At 61.6% G+C, this 21785-nt stretch carries 20 protein-coding genes; 7 read left to right on the top strand and 13 right to left on the bottom strand.

Translation table 11 applies throughout. The features are described 5' to 3' along the window. Window positions 1–5: 5 nt before the first annotated feature. The 3 genes from F758_RS0116605 to F758_RS0116595 form a co-directional block, all read right to left on the bottom strand. Window positions 6–1049 (bottom strand): ABC transporter substrate-binding protein, encoded by a 1044-nt coding sequence (locus F758_RS0116605; RefSeq protein WP_024508914.1) that lies wholly within the window; start codon window positions 1047–1049, stop codon window positions 6–8. 82 nt (window positions 1050–1131) lie between these two features. Beyond that, complete coding sequence (locus F758_RS0116600; protein ID WP_024508913.1) at window positions 1132–2553, bottom strand: UbiD family decarboxylase; 1422 nt, start codon at window positions 2551–2553, stop codon at window positions 1132–1134. 32 nt (window positions 2554–2585) lie between these two features. Next, window positions 2586–3200: a UbiX family flavin prenyltransferase gene (locus F758_RS0116595; RefSeq protein ID WP_024508912.1), complete on the bottom strand. Its 615-nt coding sequence runs from the start codon at window positions 3198–3200 to the stop codon at window positions 2586–2588. A 249-nt stretch (window positions 3201–3449) separates the two neighbouring features. Here F758_RS0116595 and F758_RS0116590 point away from each other — a divergent pair, with 249 nt between their 5' ends. From F758_RS0116590 to F758_RS0116555, 7 genes are all read left to right on the top strand, one after another. Beyond that, window positions 3450–4421: a LysR family transcriptional regulator gene (locus F758_RS0116590; RefSeq protein ID WP_024508911.1), complete on the top strand. Its 972-nt coding sequence runs from the start codon at window positions 3450–3452 to the stop codon at window positions 4419–4421. A 113-nt stretch (window positions 4422–4534) separates the two neighbouring features. After that, on the top strand, window positions 4535–5779 hold the full coding sequence (locus F758_RS0116585; protein ID WP_051386925.1) for an alpha-hydroxy acid oxidase: 1245 nt from the start codon (window positions 4535–4537) through the stop codon (window positions 5777–5779). 156 nt (window positions 5780–5935) lie between these two features. After that, complete coding sequence (locus F758_RS0116580) at window positions 5936–6184, top strand: FAD-linked oxidase C-terminal domain-containing protein (protein WP_024508909.1); 249 nt, start codon at window positions 5936–5938, stop codon at window positions 6182–6184. Window positions 6185–6477: 293 nt separating this feature from the next. Next, window positions 6478–6933: an RbsD/FucU family protein gene (locus F758_RS0116575; protein WP_024508908.1), complete on the top strand. Its 456-nt coding sequence runs from the start codon at window positions 6478–6480 to the stop codon at window positions 6931–6933. Between the two features lie 401 nt (window positions 6934–7334). Beyond that, window positions 7335–8960: a type 2 periplasmic-binding domain-containing protein gene (locus F758_RS0116565; protein ID WP_035722244.1), complete on the top strand. Its 1626-nt coding sequence runs from the start codon at window positions 7335–7337 to the stop codon at window positions 8958–8960. Window positions 8961–9072: 112 nt separating this feature from the next. Next, window positions 9073–10191 carry a carbohydrate ABC transporter permease gene (locus tag F758_RS0116560; protein ID WP_024508906.1) on the top strand — a complete coding sequence of 373 codons (1119 nt, stop codon included), beginning with the start codon at window positions 9073–9075 and terminating at the stop codon, window positions 10189–10191. Window positions 10192–10261: 70 nt separating this feature from the next. After that, window positions 10262–11131 (top strand): carbohydrate ABC transporter permease, encoded by an 870-nt coding sequence (locus tag F758_RS0116555; protein ID WP_024508905.1) that lies wholly within the window; start codon window positions 10262–10264, stop codon window positions 11129–11131. 5 nt (window positions 11132–11136) lie between these two features. On the opposite strand, the gene F758_RS0116550 is transcribed toward F758_RS0116555, so the two are convergent. The 10 genes from F758_RS0116550 to F758_RS0116505 form a co-directional block, all read right to left on the bottom strand. Continuing rightward, complete coding sequence (locus F758_RS0116550) at window positions 11137–11982, bottom strand: amidohydrolase family protein (protein WP_245286512.1); 846 nt, start codon at window positions 11980–11982, stop codon at window positions 11137–11139. Continuing rightward, window positions 11982–13019 carry an aldo/keto reductase gene (locus F758_RS0116545; RefSeq protein ID WP_024508903.1) on the bottom strand — a complete coding sequence of 346 codons (1038 nt, stop codon included), beginning with the start codon at window positions 13017–13019 and terminating at the stop codon, window positions 11982–11984. The genes F758_RS0116550 and F758_RS0116545 overlap by 1 nt, the downstream gene beginning before the upstream one ends. 113 nt (window positions 13020–13132) lie before the next feature. Next, complete coding sequence (locus F758_RS0116540; RefSeq protein WP_024508902.1) at window positions 13133–14065, bottom strand: carbohydrate kinase family protein; 933 nt, start codon at window positions 14063–14065, stop codon at window positions 13133–13135. A gap of 20 nt (window positions 14066–14085) precedes the next feature. Continuing rightward, window positions 14086–15735: an FGGY-family carbohydrate kinase gene (locus tag F758_RS0116535; RefSeq protein ID WP_024508901.1), complete on the bottom strand. Its 1650-nt coding sequence runs from the start codon at window positions 15733–15735 to the stop codon at window positions 14086–14088. A 28-nt stretch (window positions 15736–15763) separates the two neighbouring features. Further along, a complete protein-coding gene (locus F758_RS0116530; RefSeq protein ID WP_024508900.1) occupies window positions 15764–16537 on the bottom strand; it encodes an SDR family NAD(P)-dependent oxidoreductase in 774 nt (257 codons plus the stop codon). A 14-nt stretch (window positions 16538–16551) separates the two neighbouring features. Further along, window positions 16552–17556, bottom strand: coding sequence for an ABC transporter ATP-binding protein (locus F758_RS0116525; protein ID WP_024508899.1), 1005 nt, complete (start codon window positions 17554–17556; stop codon window positions 16552–16554). A gap of 18 nt (window positions 17557–17574) precedes the next feature. Beyond that, window positions 17575–18405: a carbohydrate ABC transporter permease gene (locus tag F758_RS0116520; RefSeq protein ID WP_024508898.1), complete on the bottom strand. Its 831-nt coding sequence runs from the start codon at window positions 18403–18405 to the stop codon at window positions 17575–17577. A 3-nt stretch (window positions 18406–18408) separates the two neighbouring features. Next, complete coding sequence (locus F758_RS0116515) at window positions 18409–19281, bottom strand: carbohydrate ABC transporter permease (RefSeq protein ID WP_024508897.1); 873 nt, start codon at window positions 19279–19281, stop codon at window positions 18409–18411. Between the two features lie 91 nt (window positions 19282–19372). Further along, window positions 19373–20686 (bottom strand): ABC transporter substrate-binding protein, encoded by a 1314-nt coding sequence (locus F758_RS0116510; RefSeq protein ID WP_024508896.1) that lies wholly within the window; start codon window positions 20684–20686, stop codon window positions 19373–19375. A gap of 144 nt (window positions 20687–20830) precedes the next feature. Further along, complete coding sequence (locus F758_RS0116505) at window positions 20831–21784, bottom strand: sugar-binding transcriptional regulator (RefSeq protein ID WP_024508895.1); 954 nt, start codon at window positions 21782–21784, stop codon at window positions 20831–20833. Between the last annotated feature and the right edge of the window lies 1 nt (window position 21785).

Below are 21785 nucleotides of genomic sequence, written 5' to 3'. Positions count from 1 at the left end.
TGCCGTCAGTTCTCGGCGGGCTTGTAGGGCCCGAGCTTCTGCACTGCCTTCTCGGCAAATGAGGCATCGACGACGTCCGCGACCTTCGCCGGTCGCTCCAGATAGCCATTGTCGGCAAAGAACTTCAGATCATCGGCCATGCTCTTCACGTTAACTCTGCCGTCGGGATCGATCCCGTTCGGCACCATCTTCTGAAACAGCTCCGGATCCTTCAGGCCGGTGCTCTTCATGATGGTTTGAATCACCTGGTCGACACCCTTGCCCGCGAACTTTCCGCCGGCCGTGGCATCGTTGTAGACCCGCGCCGCTTTCAGGTAAGCGATCATGAAGCGCTCGGCGACTGCGGGACGCTTGGCGATGAAGTCGCCGCCATAAAGCAGCACGGCGACCTGCTGATCCTGATAGCCATCGGCCATGAACTTCACGGCCACGCCGGTGTTGATCGCCTGGGTTACCGAAGGCTCCGTCGTGATCGCCGCATCAATCGCGCCCGTGGTGAAGGCTGCGATCTGCTGGGGATAGTTGATATAGTTATGGGTGACGTCCTTGTAGGTCAGCCCTGCACCGCCGAGGATGTGGCTGAGCTTTGCATTGGTCGCTGCTCCCGGACCGACCTCGCCGAATTTCATTCCTTTGAGGTCGGCGACAGTTTTAACAGTGCCGTTATCGACCAGCGCCTTGCGGACGAGCAGCGGCATGTAGTCGTAAGAGCGCGGCGTGGAGCCCTTATCGGCAACGACCTTCACATTGATGCCGCGTGCCACCGCATTGTAGAGCCCTGCGGAAGATGCGCCGGCGCCAACGTCAATCTGCCCCGCGCCCAGCGGCGCGATCATTTTTGGTCCGGAATCGAAGCTGATCAGGGTGACATTGAGATTCTGTTCGGCAAAGAACCCGCGCTCGGCCGCAAGGTGAAAGACGACGTCGCTGACCACGTTATTGATGGCGACCTTAACCTCGTCGGCCTCTTCCGCCAGCGCCGGCACCACGCTCGATGCTGCCAAGATGCCGAGAACCAGGCTCGCGCCGATCATCTTCCCAAGAAACATCAACCACCTCCCAAATGTTTATCTGCGTTCCACTTGTTTTGCGGACGCGCTTCGTTGTTAACGTGTTGGATCGGCCCCTTACCTATCGCGCTCTTGCAAGAACGCGGGAGAAGGCGGCATTGGGATCCTTCTGCAAAACCGTGCCGAGATCGACTTCTTCCTCGCCCTTGACATGGATGCGCTTGAAATCGAGCTCTGGCGCACCGACTGGCACGGTCGCATCGATCCCCATCTTGGCGCTGATCCCGCTACTGGTGGTCGGATCCAGCTTGGAGCCGAGCGCCCCGGACACGACCAGAAGATCGCGATCCGCCTGGAAGCGGGTGGCGACCGCCCATTCGATCTCCTCGGAGTCACCGATGTTGACGTCCTTGTCGACGACGACGACCTGCTTGATGTCATAGTGGGCGCCGAAGGCAGCCATGATGATGTTCTTCGGTTCGCCGTCGGTAATCTTGTCGATCTTGACGGCAAGGTGATAGCGGCAGGTGCCGCCCCGCGTGAGGCGGACATCGAGCACGTTCGGAAAGCTGCGCCGCAGATGTTGCAGCAGCGTCGCCTCACGCGGTACGCCACCGAGGACGAGATGCTCGTAGCCACCACCGACGATGGTGTGATAGATCGGCTGGGCGCGATGGGTGATCATGTCGACCTCGATCACCTCACGATCCGCACGCGGTCCGTAGTACTGGGGAAATTCGCCGAACGGACCCTCCGGCTCCCTCACGCGTGGCAGAATCCGTCCCTCGATCACGATCTCCGCATGGGCCGGCACGCGGACGGAGTTGGTCTTGCATTTCACGACGTCGACGGGATGGCCGAGCAGCGCGCCGGCAATTCCCATCTCGTCCTCGTCCAGCGCGGCAATCGCCTGCGACGCCAGAAGCAGGGCCGGATGAACTCCAATGACGATGGCGATTTCGAGCGCCTCGCCTGCTTCTTCGGCCATGCGGAAATAAGAGAGCGTATGCCGAGGCAGCAGCAAAATGCCAATCCGGTTCGGACCACTGATCTGGCAGCGATGGATCGACACGTTCTGAATGCCGTTCCGCGGATTGCGCGCTATCAACAAGCCAGCCGTGATGTAGGGCCCGCTGTCGCGCTCATTATGTTTCGGAATTGGCAACTGCCTCAGGAGATCGACCTCGTTGTGAACGATTTCCTGCACTGGTCCGCTTGCCACCTCACGGCTCGCCAGCGGTTCACGCGCCGCCGCGAGAAAGCGCGTCAGCAACTGCTCCTCGGCGACGCCGATAGAGTCGGCGACCCAGTCACGGGCAGCGAACAGATTGGCGACCACCGGGATGTCGTGTCCGCCGGGTTTTGGAAACAACACCGCGCGCTCGCGCTCCAGTCGTTTTGAAACGGCAGCGAGCTCATCGGTGAGCCCCACTCCCTCGCGAGCGACGGCGAGCTTGCCGCGCTCGGCGAGGTGGGCGAGCCACGCGCGCAAATCTTTTGGCGCCTCCGCCGCAGCGGCTCTGGCCAGGTTCTCGGTCCGCATGTTGCGATCCTTTCGGTGGTCTTCTTCAGGCATCAGGGAGCAATTTTTCGCAGCGAACGACGCTTCAACGCCTCGTCCTCCCCCCAGCGGCGCACCACGCCGATGTCGATGTCGAACAGGTCAAGCACGCGCCCGACCGTATGTTCGACCATGTCGTCCAGGCTGTCGGGCTTGGCATAGAACGCCGGCACCGGCGGCGCGATGATCGCTCCCATTTCTGAAAGCGCGGTCATGGTACGCAAGTGGCCTGTGTGCAGGGGCGTCTCGCGCACCATCAGGACCAGCCGGCGACGCTCCTTGAGCACGACGTCCGCGGCCCGTGTCAGGAGCGTCGTGGTGACACCGGACGCGATCTCCGACATCGACCGCATCGAACAAGGCGCGACGATCATCCCTGCCGTGCGGAACGAGCCGCTGGAGATCGAGGCCGCCATGTCGTCGATGGCATGGCTGAAATCGGCCAACGCCCTCACCTCGGCGATCTTCAGGTCGGTTTCATAGGCGAAGGTCTGCTCGGCCGTCTTCGACATCACGAGGTGTGTCTCGATGCCGGCATTGCGCAGCAATTGAAGCAGGCGCACGCCATAGGTAACACCCGACGCCCCGGAAATACCGATAATCAGCCGCGTGGGCGTCCGATCCTGCATGACGTTTCGCTTCAGCTCCCTTATGCCGCGACGCAAATGACGCCGAGCGTCAGCAAGGCTATCCCGGCGATTCAAGAATGTTGCTTGCTTGGGCTGCGTGCGCCGCGCCCTAAGCGTTTGAAAGGGACAGTAGAGGCAAGCTAAGATCAGAACAAATAATGATTGATGATAAACTCAATCATCTTAAATGATTGACCTGGCGCGACCCGCAGGCAGCGGCGTGTGGTTCAGGACAGGAAGGAAACACCGATGGAATTCAGGCAGATGCAATACTTCCTTTGCCTGGCGGAAGAGAAGAACGTCACCCGCGCCGCCCGCCAGCTCAATATCGTGCAGCCGGCGCTCAGCATGCAGATCGCCAAGCTGGAGGCCGAGCTTGGCCAAAAGCTGTTCGAGCGCAGCATCCATGGAATGACGCTAACAGTCGCCGGCGAGGCATTCTCCCGGCTCGTGTCTCCGATCGTGCGCGATGTCGAGTATGCCAAGCAGGAAATGGCGCGGCTCAACGGCCGCATTTCCGGCCGGGTGTCGGTCGGACTGATCACGTCGGTGGCGCAGAGCACGATGGCGAGCTCGTCCGCAACGGTTGCCCATCTCTATCCGGAGATCACGCTCTCGGCCTGCGAGGGATACACGGAAACCCTGACCGACTGGGTGAACTCCGGACAGCTCGACTTTGCGCTGATCAATGTGCCGCGCCGGCGGGTCTCGCTCGCGGCGCACCATGTGATGGACGAGGAAATGGTGTTCGCCTGTCGGAAGGATGCGCCGATTAAGCCACCGGCCAATCTGCGGTTCGGGCATCTTGCGGGGTTCGAGCTGGTCATGCCCTCGAAGCGGCACGGCTTGCGCATGATCCTCGAAGAGCACGCCGCCGCAGCCGGCATCGAATTGAAGCCCAGGCTGGAGCTCGATACCCTGCCCGCGGTTTGCGATGTGATTGCGACCACAAACCTGGTGACGGTGCTGCCGACGATTGCGCTTCAGCAATCGCTGGCGGACGGCAGGGTGAAAGCGCATCGTTTTGCCGAACCGCGGATCGCTCGATCGATCGCCTGGGTGCACCACCCGCGCCGGACGGTATCGGCCGCCGCGCGAGCCGTGCTGGATATCATTCGCCATGACCTCGTCGAGGCAGCGACTTCGGCAAGCAACTATGTGCAGCCGGTCTCCGGAGACGCTGCAAGGTGCCGAGCGACGCGGCGCGCCAAATCGCGATAGCCAGTCCGCCGGCAATCATTCGAAGCTATCGCAGTCATCATCCCTAATTATTTGCGGTGATGACCGGATGCATCCTATGAGAAGTGCCGTCACGCAACCAATGGGCGCTTCTCATGTCGGGCGATCTCCGCCGCACCGCATCGCCACACGTGCAGGCCTGGGGTGCCGGCAGCGCGACCAGCCCCGAAGCACGCCTGCGTCGGCGGCTGCCGACGCTGGACGACGTTGAGCGCCGCGCCCGCAGCCGGATTCCGCGCTTTGCCTTCGATTTTCTCGAGGGCGGCACGGGTGGCGACTTGAATATGATACGTAATCGGCAGGCGCTCGATACGGTCGAATTGATCCCGCGCTATGGCACGCCTGAATCGGTCAGCACGGAGGTTGAGCTGTTCGGCGTCCGCTGCGCGGCACCGATCGGCATTTCTCCAGTGGGAGTCGATGGCATCATCTGGCCCGGCGCCACCAAGATTCTTGCAGCGGCTGCCGCTCAAGCGAGAATTCCCTATATCGCGGGCACGCTTGCTACCGCTGCGATCGAGCACGTCGCGGAGCTCGCCGGTCCCTACGCCTGGTTTCAGCTGTACGGCCTGCCGGCAAATGACCACGCCGTGACCTTCGATCTGATCAGGCGGGCCGGAGCGGCCGGCGTGCGTGTGCTTGCCGCGACTTTGGATGCGCCGGTTCGCTCCAAGCGGCCGCGCGATCTGCGCAACGGCCTGGTCATACCGTTCCGCCCCACGGCGAAGACCCTCTTCGAGATGGCGTCGTCGCCAGCCTGGCTATTGGCGCTCGGCAAAGAGGGCGCGCCGGCCTTTCGCAATATGGAACGCTACGTCAAAAGGCCGGCGACCCTGGCAAGAACCGCCGGCTTCGTGCAGAGCCAGATCAAGGGCACGTTTTCATGGGATACCGTGAAACGAATGCGCAATGCCTGGTCGGGTGCACTGATCGTGAAAGGCGTGCTGCATCCTGCCGACGCCGAAGAGGCCATTGCAGTGGGAGTGGATGGGGTCCTGGTTTCCAATCACGGAGGTCGCCAGCTCGATGCGGCCCCTGCTGCGATCGATGTCCTGCCTGCCATCGCTGCAAGCGTCGGGACAAGAGCCACGCTCCTGTTTGACAGCGGCATACGATCGGGCCTGGACGCGGCGCGTGCCATTGCGCTCGGAGCCCGCGGCACGTTTGCAGGCCGCGCATTCCTTCTCGGCCTTGGTGCACTCGGTGACAGAGGCGCGGCCTATGTTGCCGGACTTTTGAAGGAAGAGCTGGAGACCGCGATGGGCCAACTCGGGGCGCCATCGCTCGACGCCCTAACCACGCTGACGCGCCGCCACGGCAGCGCTTTCGATTTTACCTGACTGCGCGCAGGGAAAAGCAGCGATCGTGTACATCATCGCAACGGGAGAAATGCTGACGGACGAGCTTGGCGAGCGGCTGCGCGCAATCCTGGGACCTCAAGACTTGATCGAGCAGGATGCCAAGCTCGATCGTTATTGCATCTCTTTCGACGGCAGATGCTGTCGGAGGCGATGGACAAGGGCCTCCTGATCGATGGCGTGCTCGCGGATTCGGAGGCGCAGCGCCGGCGCCTCTGGCTCCTTCGCGAAGGTCAGGCCGAAGCGCAGAAGGCGGGCGGTGCCGGCATCAAGCACGACGTCTCGGTCCCGGTCTCGCGGGTGCCTGAGTTCATCGGACGTGCCGATGCCGCCCTAGAGCTGAACGCGCTTAAGCTTCTTAAGCAGGCCTTTGATCCCGACAACTGATGAATCCGGGCAAGGTGATCGCGTGATCGCCGTCGGCCCGGCTCCCTCATCATCGGACAGCGGACCTTCGCCAAGCACCTGATATGGGCTGTTCGCGTTGCCGCAATGCTGCTCGCCACTACCGCGCCGGCATCCACCGCTAGTCAGACGATGCGCCGAGCGGCAGCTTGCGCGCGCTCGGGTGTATCGGGCTGGCTGTGCGGGCAATCCATGTTCTATAGTTGGCAGAGACGGCGAATGGGTGGAGCAGTCAATCGACCAAGAAAGCCCGTCGAGTTCGAGGGAGCGGCAGCATGCTTAAATCGATCGATCCAATTCTCAATGCGGATGTTCTTTACGCGTTGCGGGCCATGGGCCACGGTGACGACCTCGTCCTTTGCGATGCGAATTTTCCGGCCGATGCGATCGCTCGCCAGAGCGGGCTGGGACGCCTCCTTCGGATCGATAACGTCACCGCGGGCCGGGCGGCGCGCGCGATACTTTCGGTCCTGCCGCTCGATTCCTTTGTCGACAAACCCGTCTTGCGGATGGAGATCGTCGGCCAGCCCGACGAGGTTCCCCCTGTCCAGGCCGAGGTGCAGAAGGAGATCGATGCTGCAGAGGGGCGCCCATTTCCAATGGGTTCGACCGAGCGGTTTGCCTTCTATGAACTCGCGAAAAAGGCATATTGCGTCATTCAAACCGGCGAACGCCGCTTCTACGGCTGCTTTGTCTTCAAAAAGGGCGTCATCGCGCCCGACGCGGCTTAGCTGAAGGTATCGACCGGAGGCCGGCGAGGCGGTCGAGGCGCGCTCTCGTGCTCGCTACTCATCGCGCAAAAGGGAAGTTTCTCAGGGCCTGTCGCCATTGCCAAGCGCATCCGTTCCGCCGAGCGATCTCGGCGGATCGCAGACCTTTACCCATCTTGCAGCGCCGCATACGGTGACGGCGCTCCGCGCGATCAATGGACTCTGCGACCGCGATCGTTGACTTGGATGAGGCCTGCTGCATACTCGAAAAGGCCTCTGTCACCCCTGTCCGCGTTACGCAACCGAAGCGGAAGGCGCAACAAGTCCGCGAGCGTCATGTCTTCAGAACGGTGCTCAGGGCGAAAACATGAGAACAGGGAGGTTTCGTGGTGGAACAGCAAGAGCGCGACCAGCATCCGCAAATGCAACCGAACAGACGCGCTGTCCTCAAGGGAGCAGTGGGCGCTGCCGCCTTGGGTTCAACCGGCGGTCTCGGCGCGTTGACCAGCCGTGCGCTGGCGCAAGACAATCTGCGCGCGCAGATCTCGCAAATTCCCGGCGTGGGTAAAGGTGCTCCCACCGACGCTGATTGGCAGAAGGTGGGCGAGCTTTGCCTCGGCCCCACCAAGGCGAACGTTCAGGCAGGAGAGTTCAGGGGAGTCGAACTCTCCTTTATGGGACTTAACAATCAGAACCTACATAACCTGCTCTTCCGTGGTTTCCTGAAACCATGGGAAGCTTACACAGGCGCGAAGATTTCCTGGATCGACCTCGCCCAGGCCGACTACAATCCGCGCCTGCAACAGGCGATCGCGACCGGAACGGTCGATTTCGACATCCTTGAAATGGGCGCGCCGTTCGAGGGCGACGTGTGCGGCAAGGGGCTGGCATCGGAGATGCCGGATTGGGTGAAGAAGCAGATCGATATCGACGATTATGTCGACTACCTGAAGCCGCCGGTCGGAACCTGGAACGGCAAGACCTATCGCGTGACGATCGACGGCGATTGCCACAACTTCAATTACAGGACCGACTACTTTTCCGATCCTGGTCTCGCCAAGGCCTGGAAAGATGCGGGCAATCAGAGTGAATGGGGCGTACCAAAGACCTGGCAGCAGGTCCAGGCCGTGACCAAATTCCTCAAGGGCAAGAAATTCAAGGGCCAGAATGCCTACGGCTATCTCGATGCGCCGAAGCCATGGGGCGGGTTTGGCTTTTATTTCCTGGGCAGCCGCGCCACCGCCTATGCCAAGCATCCGGACGACAAGGCATGGCTGTTTGACGTGGACACGATGAAGCCCCGCATCAACAATCCAGCCTGGGTTCGCGCCATTCAGGATGTCATCGACGCGCTGCCGTCCGAGCCGGCCGATCAGCTCAACGCCGATCCGAATACCACCGGCTTCCAGCAATTCCTGGCCGGCATTGGCTCGATGATTCCCTGGTGGGGAGATATCGGCCAAGTGGCAAAGGCGAGCGATACGTCCGTGGTCGGCGACGTCGTCGGGTTCGACATTCTGCCCGGATCGGACGACGTGTACAATTCCAAGACCGGCAAATGGGAAAAGCTCGCGAGCGGCCCGAACCATGCTCCGAACTGCGCTTATCTCGGCTGGGGCATCTATGTCATGGCACGGGTCAATAGCGATGAGCGTAAACACAAGGCCGCGTGGAGCGCCGCGGCGCATCTCGGCGGCAAGGATCTGTCGCTCTGGACCGTGATGTATCCATCCGGATTCCAAGTCCACCGCACCAGCCACTTCAAGATCGACGAATGGGTGGCGGCGGGTTACGACCGGAAATACATCACCTCGTATCTGAACTCGCAGCTCGGCTCCTACAACCACCCGAACCGGGCGGTCGAGCCGCGCATTCCCGGCATCTTCCAATACTACAGCATAGCGGAGGACGAACTGACGAAGATATTTGCCGGCCAGTACGACGCGCAGACCGGTGCAAACAACATCGCGACGGCGTGGGAAAAGCTGACCGACCAGCTCGGTCGCGAAAAGCAGATTGCGCTCTACAAGGCGTCTCTCGGCGCCTAGTTTCCTGTTCGTCTCTCAGTCGGCAGACCATAGGCTTGGCTAGTGCCTAGCGGACCAGCCAAGCCAATTCCCTCTCAAGGGGACAGGCCCAATGTGGTAGAGTGCACCCTTCATGCAGAAATCGTCAGCCGCTGCGGATGGCCGCCACCACAAACCTCGACCACACCGTAAGCTCGTCGGAAGGAAGAGGGCGGGACGCGCGCTGATTGCGGTCGCCTCGCTGGGCGCCCTGACTGTGCTTCTTATCCAAATCCTTCATACGACGGGCGCGATCACGGCCGGGTTCTCCAATTGGCGCCCCCTCCTCTATGCCTATCTTGTCTGGGCGGTCGCGTTGGGGATCGGACAGGTCATGGTCCGAGGCGAGCGCGGCCAGCGCACGCTGTTCCTGCTCCCGGCGGCCTTGTTCACCATTGCCGTGGTGATCTTTCCGACGGTGTTCGGGTTTTATATCGCCACGTTGGACTGGAATCTCAGTTCGCTCGAAGGCCCGCACTTCAACGGCCTCAACAATCTCATCGGATTGTTCGACGACGATTATTACTGGAACGCGCTCCGCAACATGGTCTTCTACACGGTGGCCGTGCTTGGCGAGTATGCGATCGCATTCGGATTGGCTTTATTGCTGAACGCCGAGATACGGGGACGGAGGTTCCTTCGTGTCGTTTTCCTGCTGCCCATGATGCTCAGTCCCGTTGCGGTGAGCTGGATGATCGGCAAGTCGCTCATGGAGTACCGCTTTGGCCCGGCGGCCACGCTGGCGCGCGCTCTGGGATGGGACAATCCGGCATTTTTCGCGCACCCCTGGATTGCGTGGCTGAGCATAGAGGCGATGGATGCGTGGGTATCTATTCCATTCGTCATGATCATCCTGCTCGCCGGGCTGCAGGCGATGCCCAAGGAAGTCCTGGAAGCGGCCAAGGTCGATGGCGCGAATGGTTGGCAGTCGTTCTGGCATGTGGTCTTTCCGATCATGCTGCCGGTGAGCGTCACCGTCCTCATCATCCGGATCATCTTCAAATTGAAGCTCGCTGATATCGTGATCAACGTAACAGCGGGCGGCCCCGGCGGCGCGACCGACACGGTCTCGAGCTTCATTTACCGCGTTTACCGCGATCGATCGAACGTCGGCTACGGCACCGGACTCGCCATCTTCTATCTTCTCCTGATCGTCGTTTTCCTGAGCCTGTTGCTGCGCCTCTCCAGGCGCTGGACACAGAAAGTCGTGTAAGGGAGTTGCTCGATTGTCCAGCTCCAGTCCAGCCTCAACGACGGTCCGAAAGCATCACAACCGATGGAGGGTGAAACGGCTCCTGAGCCGAGCCCTGATTTACAGCGCATTGCTGTTCTGGGCATTCATCTGCCTGTTTCCCATTTATTGGACAGTTACCACTTCGTTCAAATCAGCCGTTGATGTGACGCAAGGTCACCTGATCCCCTGGCTGGATTTTCAGCCCGATTGGAAAGGCTGGCGCTCCATCGGACTGTCGCCGGACACGCTTCTGGGGACATCCACGGCCCGCGACGAGTTCATGAGCCGGTTCGAGAATAGTGTGATCACCTCGGTCGGCGCATCGACGCTGGCGCTCATACTCGGCTCGCTAGCAGCCTATGGCCTTAGCCGCTTCCGCTACAAGTTCGCCTGGATGCGCAATGATGACATACTGTTCTTTTTCATGTCGCAGTTGATCCTGCCACCAGTCGTCCTGGCTTTGCCGTTCCTCGTTCTCTACAAGGCATTATCGCTGCTCGACACGAGATTTGGCTTGATCCTGCTCTACACGTTGACGGTGCTGCCGATCGTCATCTGGATCATGCGTGACCAATTCAACTCGATCCCGGTCGAGCTGGACGAAGCCGCCTTCGTCGACGGCCTGTCGGTCTGGGGCGCGTTCCTTCGCATCATCCTGCCGCTTGCGGTACCCGGAATGGGAGCGGCTTTCGTCCTCTCGCTCGTGCTGTGCTGGAACGAATATTTCTTCGCTGCGCTGCTGACGAGCACGGACGCTAAAACTCTGCCCGTCATGGTGGCCAGCCAGACCGGCTCGCAGGGGATCAACTGGTGGTCAATGGCGGCGCTGTCGACTGCGGCGATCGCCCCGCTCGTGCTGGTCGGAATTTTCCTCGAGCGCTATATCGTCAGCGGCTTGACCACAGGCGCAGGGAAGTAGGAGCCTCAACGCGCCCGCCGCCCTCGTTTGGAGAGATAGATGCGAGCTGCGTTCTCGCCGAACACGCCTGCCCTTTCCCCAGCCGACAGATCTGCCAGCAGGGTTTCGGCGGCAGCGAACCATCTTGCATAGCCTCCCGCCAGATTGACCACCGGCCAATCGCTTCCCCATAGGATGCGCTGCGGCCCGAAGCAGGCACGCACGTGATCCACGGCCTGGCGCAGATCCGCGACTTGCCAGTCCTTTGCTGCCTCCGTCACCAGTCCCGACAATTTGCAAACGATATTCGGCCGTTCGGCAAGCAGCGCGATGTCGCGTTGCCACATCGCAAGATCGCCGGTCGCAAGCCGCGGCTTGCCGCAATGATCCAGCACGAATTGCAGGTTCGGATGGCGCTCGACCACGCGCAACAATCGCGGCAAATGATGCGGCAGCACCAGCGCATCGAACACCAGATCGTGTCCCGCCATCGCCGAGAACAGCGGCGCCAAGTGTAGACCAAGCAGCCAATCATCATCGGCGATGTCCTGCACCATCGGTCGCAAGCCGACCAGTAGTCGTTGCGCCGCGAGTTGATCGATCCGCGCCACGCCATCCGCGGCATCGAAGTCGGTCCAGCCGACCACGCCGCGCACAATCTCAGCTCCTTCGGCGACATCGAGCAGAAATCGAGTCTCTGCGTCGGTCGGGGCGGCCTGCACCAGGATCGTTCCGTCGATGCCGGCCGCCGAGAGATGCGGCGCGAGGTCGGAAAAGTGGAAGTCGCGATAGATCGGCGCCAGGTCGGGGGTCAACCAACCATAATCGCCGCGGGCGAGAGTCCAGACATGCTGGTGCGCATCGATCCGCATCAGCGCGATCCCGATAGCGGAACAGGGGCATCTTCATCGAGCAGATGTGCGGCCTTCAGATCGGCCCAAAGCGCGGCCGGCACATTGGTCGAGAGTGCAGCCGCATTGCGCTCCACCTCCTGCGGCGCCTGCGCTCCCAGTACAACGGACGCCACCGCCGGATGGCCCAGAGCAAAATGCAGCGCCGCCGTCGGCAAGGCAACGCCATGGGCGGTGCAAACGCGTTCGATCTCCGCTACCTTGGTCAGAATTTCGGGCGGCGCATCGCGATAATTGTACTTGGCGCCACTGACCGCGCCGGTTGCCAGGATACCCGAATTGAAGACACCGCCGAGCAGCACGCCGATGCCCTGCTGCTGGGCGAGCGGCAGAAAATGAGTCAGCGCCGGCTGCTCCAGCAGGGAATACCGCCCGGCCAGCAACATCACGTCGAACGATCCCGCCTTTGCGAAGCGCACGCACATCTCCGCCTCATTCACGCCGACGCCAATACCCGCGACGACACCCTCGCCGCGGAGCCGATCCAGCGCCACATAGGCTCCGGCCATTGCCTCGCGAAAACGCTCCTCGATTGCATCGGCGCCGTGGGTCCAAATGTCGACATCGTGAATGAGCAACAGGTCCAGCCGATCGGTCCCAAGCCGAAGCAGCGACTGCTCCACCGAACGCATCGTCCCGTCATAAGAATAGTCGACCACGGCCCGGTGCGGCTGCCCGCCAACGAAGCCCGACCCATCGCCCCGCCCGTGCATCGGATCCATCCAACGTCCCACCTTGGTGCAGACCACGATCTCCTCGCGCGATGCGCGCCTGATCGCAGTCCCGCAGCGATGTTCGGCGAGTCCATGCCCGTAGAGCGGAGAGGTGTCGAGAAGATTGATCCCCAATTCGAACGCCCGCTCCGCTGCGGCAATGGCTGTACGGTCATCGAGCTGAACATAGAGGTCACCGAGCGGCGCGGTTCCGAACCCCAGGACCGAGACACTGAGCCCCGTCCGGCCTAAGGCGCGGCGCGGCAATGCGGACAGTAAAGTCATGTGAGACGACCTTCTCTTGGCTCATTCATCCAGTTGTGCTGGCCTGTCTTGCTGCCCGAAGGCGCTTCCCCTAATCGCAAGCCCGGCGCGATCACCAAGCGCATCATACGCCTTCATCTCCAAACCACCTCATCGCCGCGAGGCGGATCTGCCCCCACTCGCGTGCAGGTCAGCGCCGCACAGTCGCATGCAAACGCCAAAGCGTGCCGAAGCTCGTCCGCACCGATGCCCTGCAGTTCGGCCCTGCCGAGCCTGTTCTGCTTATGCAGCGCGAACAGGAGCGCCGCATGAAAACTGTCGCCAGCCCCGATCGTATCGACGATCGTGACCGTGGGCGCTTCGACCTCGATGAATCCAGCCGTTGGATGCCAGGCCTGAACACCCTCCATCCCGCGCGTCATCACAAAAAGGCTGCAGCCCCGGGCCAGCAACGCCTCCGCCCTCGCCGGGTACACCTCGTTCCCGTAAAGATAGGCGAAATCGACATCTGACATCCGAATGATGTCGGCACTGTCGGCAAATGCGCTCATTCGGTCGACATAGATACTTTTGTCCCCGACCAGGTTTGGCCTGCAATTCGGATCGAACGATATCGTGGCCGATTGCCGTGCCTCCGCGATCATTGTCGCGGTCTGCGCGGCTCCGCTCTCGTTGACCAGTGTCGTCGATCCCACGTGAACGGCATCAACGTTTGCGAACTCGATCGCTCCGTGCCGATACGTCCATTCGCGCGATGCCGTCTGCGCGTCATAAAACGCGTACTGGGACTCGCCGGCGATCATCCGCACAAAGGCCAGCGTGGTCTGGCGGTCGCTGCGGGTTGCATAGCGAAGGTCGACGTTTGAGGCCAACGCGTGCTCTGCGATCATGCGACCAAACAGGTCATTGGAGATGCCGCCAACAAAACCGGTCGGCGCGCCAAGCCGTGCAAGCCCCACGGCCACATTGAGGCAGGATCCGCCGACCACGGGCCGCACCGCCTCGCGTCCGTCGATAGCGCTGACAGGCACGAAGTCGATGAGCGCATCGCCACAACTGAGTATCATTCTTCCCGCCTTCCGATCTTTCAGCCGCTACTGATATCGAGCCCGCGCATCACCCCGCGGCTTGCGTGATCAAGCCGGCGCAGCAACCCGTACACCTCGCGCTTCCTGCGGTGAAATTCGGCCATTCCCGGCGTAGTCGGTTCGGTCAGACGACCGAGTGCCGACATCGCGGCCATGGTTTGGCCGAGCGAGGCGTAAGCTCCTGCGGCGACGGCGCCGAGCATGGCCGCGCCAAGCAGCACCGGTTCCGGAGTTTGCGGCAGTGCCACCGTGAGCCCCGTCGTATCCGCCATGATCTGCCGCACAAGCGGACTGCGCCCTGCGCCGCCTCCCATGACGATGACTTTGCTGTCCACCCCTTGCGCCCGGAAGGCGTCCACGACATCAGCGAGGCCATATGCAAGTCCACACAATCCGGCAACAAACAGGCGCTCCATCGCGCCGATGTCGGTATCGAGATCGAGGCCCGCGATGACCGCGCGGGTATCGGGATCGGCGTAGGGCGAGCGATTGCCAAGGAACTCCGGCAGAACGTGAATGTCACGCGCTCGGAGCGCAGCCTCGCTCGCGTTTCCCGCACGCTCCATGACTCGCTTCTCGATGAACGCAATGATGTCGACGCCCTCGCGCCGCGCCGCAGCGCTTGCCTCCTCATGTGCCGGATGCGACCGGACGAGATGATCGATTGCGGCTCCCGCGGCCGATTGCCCACCCTCGTTCAACCAGAATCCGGGTACCATGCCCGAGTAGTAAGGCCCCCAGACACCAGGCACGAAGCATGGCTCCGCCGTCGTCGCCATGATGCAAGCGGAAGTCCCCATGATATAGGCCAGGCGATCGCAGACATGGGCGGTTGCGCCCGAACCATCCCGCCCTCCGATCGCACCCAGTCCACCCGCATGCGCATCGATCAGAGAGGCACCGACCGGCGTTCCCGGATTTAAGCCGAAGTCCCGCGCAGCCGCCTCGGTCAGGCCCGACCCGAGCGGCGTACCTGGAGCAAGGATTGTCGTGCCGATCCTCAGGTATGCGTCGGCGACGAATTCCTGAAGGCCTATGCGCTGGAAATAGGGCGCGCTCCAGCGCTGCTCATGCGCGAGATAGTTCCATTTGCAGGTGACCGTGCAGGTGGAGCGCGCCAACGATCCGGTTGCCTGGAAAGAGAGATAATCGGCCAGATCGAAGAAGTGACCGGCCCGATCGAAGCTTTGGCGCAGGTGCCGCTTCAACCACAGCAGCTTTGGCATCTCCATCTCGGGCGAGACGGCACCTCCCACATAGCGGAGCACATCGTCCTGGGTCTCGTTGATCAGCCGCGCTTCGGCGACGGCACGATGGTCCATCCAAACAATGACATTGCGCCTGTTGTCGCCGGAAGCGCTGACGCTGAGCGGCTTCCCACTCCGGTCGAGCACCACCAGCGAGCAGGTCGCGTCAAATCCGAGACCCTTCACGATGTCGGGCGATATCGCCGCTTCCGCCATGGCACCACGGACCGCAGCCGCGCAGGCGTCCCAGATATTGGAGGACGACTGTTCGACGATGTCGCCCGCCTCATGCCAGACCGCGATCGGGTGTTTCGCGGTTGCGAGCAAGGCCCCCTTCTCATCAAAAATCCCTGCACGCGTGCTGGAAGTCCCGACGTCTATGCCGATGAAGGCCTGCCGCATGTTCGCTCCCGTCAGTTTTGACGCAAGCTTACCAGCAAGTGTATCCGCCATCGACAAGAACGATGCTTCCCGTCATCAGGCTTGCGGCCTCGGATGCGAGGAATAGAACGACCGAGGCGATCTCCTCCACCTGCCCCAGCCGCGCCATCGGCGTGCCGCCGATCCAGGCATCGTACATGCGGGGATTGTTTTTCACGAACGCGTTCAACGGGGTTTCGATATAAGTCGGCGCAACCGCATTGACGCGCACGCCGCGCGGCGCCCATTCCGCCGCCAGCGATTTGGTCAAATGGTGCACCGCAGCTTTGGAGGCGTTGTAGTAGCACTGTTCCTGTGGCTTATTGACGATAAAGCCCGACATCGAACCGATATTGACGATAGTTCCGGCCTTGGCCTCGAGCATATGCCTGCCAAAGGCGCGGCAGCACCAGAAGGTCCCGTTGAGATTGACGTCGATGACGTTCAGCCAGTGCTCATCGGTGACCGTTTCGGCAGGCGTTTCGCTTCGTGCAATTCCGGCATTGTTGACGAGGATATCGACCCGGCCATAGCGTGACACCAGCTCATCAGCGAGCTCGGAGACGCGCCGTGAGTCCGTCACATCCATCTGCGCCATCTCTGCTTCGTATCCTTTGCTCGTCAGAGCGCCAGTCGCGGTCTTCGCGACCGTGGCATCGCGGTCGGCGATGATGACCCTTGCTCCGGCTTCGGCGAGTGCCTCGGCGCAGGCGAGTCCGATCCCCTGCCCCGCGCCTGTCACGATCGCGATCTTGCCCGGTAGCTTGAATTTCTCGAGATACATTTTCGCCTTCCTGCCTATGTCCACAGCGAATTGCCGTCCTTGTCGAAACGATGAATGCGCGCCGGCTCCGGTGACAGCACGACACGATCGCCGGCAGCCAGGCTGAGTTCGCCGACGTAACGCGCCGTCAGAGTTCCGATCGGACCAGCATCCACATAGAGAAACGTGTCGCTGCCCAGGTGTTCAGCGACCGTGATCGTTCCGGGCCATCCCTCGCCCTCCCGTGATATTCTCAGATGTTCTGGGCGCACACCGACCGTGGCAGCACCATACTTTGCCGCGTTCTCGCCGGAGATGAAATTCATCTTGGGCGAGCCGATGAAGCCGGCAACGAACAGATTGGCCGGTCTTTCGTAGAGCTCGAGCGGCGTGCCATATTGCTCGACACGCCCTGCATTGAGCACGACGATCTTGTCCGCCATGGTCATCGCTTCGACCTGGTCGTGTGTGACGTAGATGGCGGTCGTGCCAAGTTGCTTCTGCAGCCGCGTGACCTCGATCCGCATTTGCACGCGCAGCGCGGCGTCGAGGTTGGACAACGGCTCGTCGAACAGAAATGCCTTCGGTTCGCGGACGATGGCGCGACCGATCGCAACGCGCTGACGCTGTCCGCCCGACAGCTCCCGCGGCTTCCGATCGAGATAGGGCGTCAGGTTGAGGGTCGCGGCCGCGGCCTCGACCCTACGGCTGATCTCGGCCCTCGGCAGGCCGGCCATCTTCAGCCCGAACCCAATGTTGCCGCGAACGCTCATATGCGGATAGAGCGCATAGGACTGAAACACCATCGACAGCCCACGTTTGGCGGGCGGAACAGCAACGACGTTCTTGCCATCGATGAAGATCTTTCCGTCGGTGACGTCCTCCAGACCTGCGATCAGCCGTAACAACGTCGTCTTGCCGCAGCCCGACGGGCCGACGAACACGACGAACGATCCATCGGCGATCTCCAGGTTGGCGCCCTTGATGATGTGAACGGGCCCGAAGGCCTTCTGGACGTTCTGGAGCGTGATCTGACCCATGATTCCAAGGCCCTCCTGCTACTTGACGGCGCCGAAGGTCAGGCCGCGGACGAGTTGCCGCTGACTGAACCAGCCGAGCACGAGGATCGGAGCGATAGCAAGCGTCGATGCCGCCGAGAGCTTGGCCCAGAACAACCCTTCCGGACTCGAATAGGATGCGATGAAGACGGTGAGCGGCGCGGCTTGCAAGGTCGACAGGTTCAGCGTCCAGAATGCTTCGTTCCAGGCAAGGATCAGGTTGAGCAGCAAGGTGGAAGCGAGCCCCGGCACGGCCATCGGCGTCAGAACATAGATGAGCTCACGGCCGATAGTTGCGCCATCCATGCGCGCCGCCTCCAGGATGTCTCGAGGGATTTCCTTGAAATAGGTGAACAGCATCCAGACCACGATCGGCAAATTGCCGAGGCAAAGAATGATGACGAGACCCGTTAACGAGTCGAGCAAGCCGAAGTCCCGATAGATCAGGTAAATCGGAACCAATACGCCGACCGCCGGCATCATCTTGGTCGACAGCATCCACAGCAGTACGTCCTTGGTGCGCTTGGTCGGCGAGAAGGCCATCGACCAGGCGGCGGGGATCGCGATCAAGAGGGCGATGAGGGTTGAGCCTCCGGCAACGACAACCGAGTTGAAGGCGTGGTGCAGATAGTCGCTGCGCCCCTGCACCGTAACGTAGTTTTCCAGCGTCCAGTCGAAGAACAGGAACGACGGCGGGATCGCAAAGGCCTCCAGCTCCGTCTTGAAGCTGGCGAGCACCATCCAGAGGATGGGAAAGAAGATCAAGAAGCCGACCAGCCAAGCGGCGATAGTTGAGAGCGCTATACGCCTCCTGGTTGGCATGCGGGCCATGGCTCAGGCCTCCAGGTTGCGGCCGACCATCCTGACAAGGAAGAAGGCCACGATGTTGGCGATCACTACGGCCACCAATCCGCCGGCCGATGCGCTGCCGACGTCATACTGGATGAGCGCCTGCGAATAGATCAGGAAGGCGATGTTGGTGGTCTGCAGTCCGGGGCCACCGCCGGTGGTCACGAAGATTTCGGCGAACACGGTCAGGAGGAAGATTGTCTCGATCAGGATTACCACCGTGATAGGTCGCGCCAGATGCGGCAGCGTGATGTAGATGAAGGAAGACAGCGGACCGGCTCCATCCATCTCGGCGGCTTCCTTCTGCTCCTCGTCGAGCGATTGCAGTGCCGTGAGCAGGATAAGCGTGGCGAACGGCAGCCATTGCCAGGAGACGATCAGGATGATGGCAAAGAGCGGCGCATCGTTGAACCAATCGATCGGCGCCAGACCAAACAGCTTCGCAATCCAGGCGAACAATCCAGATACCGGATGCATCAGCAGATTCTTCCAGACCAGCGCGCTCACGGTTGGCATGACAAAGAACGGCGCGATGACCATCAGCCGGACAATGGTGCGGCCGACGACCGGCTGGTCGAGCAACAGCGCGAGCGGGATGCCAAGCGCAACGGTGAGCCCCAGTACGGAGCCGACAAGAACCAGGGTGTTCTGCAGCGAGGCAAGAAAGGCGGGATCGGTCAGGAAGTAGCGAAAATTCTCGAGACCGACGAATTGCTGGGTTTCGGGTTCGAGCAGATTGTAGTGCAGCGTCGAGAAGTAAATGGTCAGGGCCAGCGGAACGATCATCCAGACGAACAGCAGCGCGACCGCCGGCGTCAGCAGGGTCCGCGCAAGTAATTGCGTCTGTCTGGTCGCCATAAATGCCTCCGCCCGCCGAGGGGAGCGAGAGCGGCCATCCGACAGGATGGCCGCAAGGCTCAGCTCGGGAGAGTGAGCTGACGTTCGCCGCCTATTTGATATAGCCGGCGCGCTTCATTTCCCGTTCGGTCGACGACTGTGCCGCCGCCAGCGCCGCATCAACCGTGGTCGAACCCGACAGCGCCGCCGAGAACTGCTGGCCGACGGCCGTGCCGATGCCCTGGAATTCCGGGATCGCCGCGTATTGCACTCCGACATAGGGCACGGGTTGGACCGTCGGCTTGTTCGGATCAGCCGCGTCGATCGACGCCAAGGTCAGCTTGGCGAACGGCGCGACCTTGAGATAGTCCGGGTTGTGGTACAGCGATGTACGTGTCCCCGGCGGCACGTTGGCCCAGCCCTCCTTGGACGCGACGAGGTTGGTGTAGTCCTTGCCTGTCGCCCAGGCGATGAACTTCTCGGCGGCCTCCACCTTCTTCGAGCCGGCCGGAATCGCAAGATTCCAGGCCCAAAGCCAATTCGCGTTCTTGCCGAGACCAGCGTTAGGTGCAAGCGCGAAGCCCACCTTGTCGGCAACCTTCGAATCCTTCGGATTGCTCACGAACGATGCCGCGACCGTCGCATCGATCCACATCGCGCATTTGCCGGCGTTGAACAGCGCCAGATTCTCATTAAAGCCGTTCGAGCTTGCACCGGGCGGGCCGGCCTGCTTCATCAGATCGACATAGACCGATAGCGTCTTCTTCCATTCCGGCTTGTCGAACTGCGGTTGCCATTTCTCGTCGAACCAACGCGCGCCGTAGGAGTTGGCCATGGCGGTCAGAAACGCCATGTTCTCGCCCCAGCCGGCCTTGCCGCGCAGGCAGATGCCGTAAACGCCGGCCTCCTTGTCGGTCAACTTCTTCGCCGCATCGATCACGAAATCCCAGCTTGGATTTTCCGGCATGGTGAGCCCGGCCTTTTGGAACAGGTCGGTGCGGTACATCGTCATCGAGCTCTCGCCGTAGAATGGTGCGGCATAGAGTTTTCCCGACAGCGACACCGCATCCCTGATCTTGGGAAGCAAATCGGCGATGTCGTAATCAGGACCGAGATTGTCGAGCGGAACCAGCCAATTCTTCTTCGCCCAGATCGGCACCTCATAGGTGCCGATGGTAAGCACGTCGAATTGGCCGCCCTTGGTGGCGATATCCGTGGTGACACGCTGGCGCAGGACATTTTCCTCAAGGGTCACCCATTTGACTGCGATGTCCGGATTCTTGGCGATGAACTCGCCAGTCAGTCCCTGCATGCGGATCATGTCGCCGTTGTTGACGGTGGCAATTGTCAGGGTGGTCTGGGCGATCGAGGGGGCCGAAAGCAAAAGCGCAGCCACGCCCACAAGGGCGCCATGGACGTTTTTCACGGTAACCTCCCATAGTCGCGTGCTTTGAGCATATGCCCACGCGTTGAGCGTATGTTCACATCAACCGCTCGGATTTGTCAAGCCGACGCCAGCCGTTCCGGCCGCGACAGCGTATCCAGAAAGATCTGATGCGGTGCGTGAGCCCTATCGGTCGAGAATGGCCCGTGCGGTCGCTTCGTCGGTGATGAGACCGTTGACCAGACGTCCGATCAGCGCGGCGCGGATCGCAGCGACCTTGGCTGCCCCGACCGCAACAGCGATCGTCGTCGTCTGCGCCGGCGTCTGTGGAGGAATGCTGGTCAGACGCTTGTTCGTACCGCCCTTGATAAGCCGACCTTTTTCGTCATAGGCCCAGCCGGTCACCTCACCCACGGCGCCCAGTCGCATCATCTCGAACAGTTCTTCGCGTGTGACGAAGCCGTCGACATGCACCTGCGCCTTTTGATCCATCTGGCCGATGCCGACCAGACGCAGATCGGCCTTGGCTGCGATCGCCTTGACCTTGGCGATGGGCTCGATCCGGACCATACGGTTGCGCTCGTCTTCCGATGACATCAGAAACGGCAGCGGCATGGGGTAATGGCGCGCCCCGGTGCGATCAGCAAGGCGCCCGACCGTATCGAAAAAGCTCGCCGACCCGTCAGCCGAGATATTCCCGACCAGGGAGACGATCTGGTGATTGGGCCTGTCGATCGGCGTGACCCGTTCCACCGCGGCGCGCACTGCCCGCCCCGTCCCCAAGGCGACGATGACGGGCGTCTCGGAGCGCAGGGTGAGATCGAGCAGATTGGCGCTGCGTTCCGCGACTCCGGCCGTCGTGTTCGGCGCCGCCGGATCGGCCGGCACCACCTCGCTGTGCACGAGGTTGAAGCGGTCCTTTAGCTGCGAGGCCAATTCCATGCATGCCGCAATGGGATGTTCGAGCCGAAAGGTGATCAGACGCTCCGCAAGACACAATGATACCAGGCGCTGGGCCGAGGCGCGCGACACCTGCAGCATCTTCGCGATCTCATCCTGAGTATGACCGGCGATGAAATAGAGCCAGCCGGCGCGCGCGGCATCGTCGAGACGGGACCTTTCGTTCTCGGGCGCAGCCATC

The sequence above is a fragment of the Bradyrhizobium sp. ARR65 genome (assembly GCF_000472385.1).
In the GTDB taxonomy this organism is placed as follows: Bacteria; Pseudomonadota; Alphaproteobacteria; order Rhizobiales; family Xanthobacteraceae; genus Bradyrhizobium.
The sequence above is the reverse complement of the archived record's forward strand: the minus strand, read 5'-3'. Positions and strand labels throughout refer to the sequence as shown.

Excerpts from the sequence above, each read along its gene's own strand:
- F758_RS0116605 (WP_024508914.1), bottom strand. The coding sequence starts at position 1,049 with ATGTTTCTTGGGAAGATGATCGGCGCGAGCCTGGTTCTCGGCATCTTG.
- F758_RS0116600 (WP_024508913.1), bottom strand. The coding sequence starts at position 2,553 with ATGCGGACCGAGAACCTGGCCAGAGCCGCTGCGGCGGAGGCGCCAAAA.
- F758_RS0116595 (WP_024508912.1), bottom strand. The coding sequence starts at position 3,200 with ATGCAGGATCGGACGCCCACGCGGCTGATTATCGGTATTTCCGGGGCG.
- F758_RS0116590 (WP_024508911.1), top strand. The coding sequence starts at position 3,450 with ATGGAATTCAGGCAGATGCAATACTTCCTTTGCCTGGCGGAAGAGAAG.
- F758_RS0116585 (WP_051386925.1), top strand. The coding sequence starts at position 4,535 with ATGTCGGGCGATCTCCGCCGCACCGCATCGCCACACGTGCAGGCCTGG.
- F758_RS0116580 (WP_024508909.1), top strand. The coding sequence starts at position 5,936 with ATGCTGTCGGAGGCGATGGACAAGGGCCTCCTGATCGATGGCGTGCTC.
- F758_RS0116575 (WP_024508908.1), top strand. The coding sequence starts at position 6,478 with ATGCTTAAATCGATCGATCCAATTCTCAATGCGGATGTTCTTTACGCG.
- F758_RS0116565 (WP_035722244.1), top strand. The coding sequence starts at position 7,335 with ATGCAACCGAACAGACGCGCTGTCCTCAAGGGAGCAGTGGGCGCTGCC.
- F758_RS0116560 (WP_024508906.1), top strand. The coding sequence starts at position 9,073 with ATGCAGAAATCGTCAGCCGCTGCGGATGGCCGCCACCACAAACCTCGA.
- F758_RS0116550 (WP_245286512.1), bottom strand. The coding sequence starts at position 11,982 with ATGCGGATCGATGCGCACCAGCATGTCTGGACTCTCGCCCGCGGCGAT.
- F758_RS0116545 (WP_024508903.1), bottom strand. The coding sequence starts at position 13,019 with ATGACTTTACTGTCCGCATTGCCGCGCCGCGCCTTAGGCCGGACGGGG.
- F758_RS0116540 (WP_024508902.1), bottom strand. The coding sequence starts at position 14,065 with ATGATACTCAGTTGTGGCGATGCGCTCATCGACTTCGTGCCTGTCAGC.
- F758_RS0116535 (WP_024508901.1), bottom strand. The coding sequence starts at position 15,735 with ATGCGGCAGGCCTTCATCGGCATAGACGTCGGGACTTCCAGCACGCGT.
- F758_RS0116530 (WP_024508900.1), bottom strand. The coding sequence starts at position 16,537 with ATGTATCTCGAGAAATTCAAGCTACCGGGCAAGATCGCGATCGTGACA.
- F758_RS0116525 (WP_024508899.1), bottom strand. The coding sequence starts at position 17,556 with ATGGGTCAGATCACGCTCCAGAACGTCCAGAAGGCCTTCGGGCCCGTT.
- F758_RS0116520 (WP_024508898.1), bottom strand. The coding sequence starts at position 18,405 with ATGGCCCGCATGCCAACCAGGAGGCGTATAGCGCTCTCAACTATCGCC.
- F758_RS0116515 (WP_024508897.1), bottom strand. The coding sequence starts at position 19,281 with ATGGCGACCAGACAGACGCAATTACTTGCGCGGACCCTGCTGACGCCG.
- F758_RS0116505 (WP_024508895.1), bottom strand. The coding sequence starts at position 21,784 with ATGGCTGCGCCCGAGAACGAAAGGTCCCGTCTCGACGATGCCGCGCGC.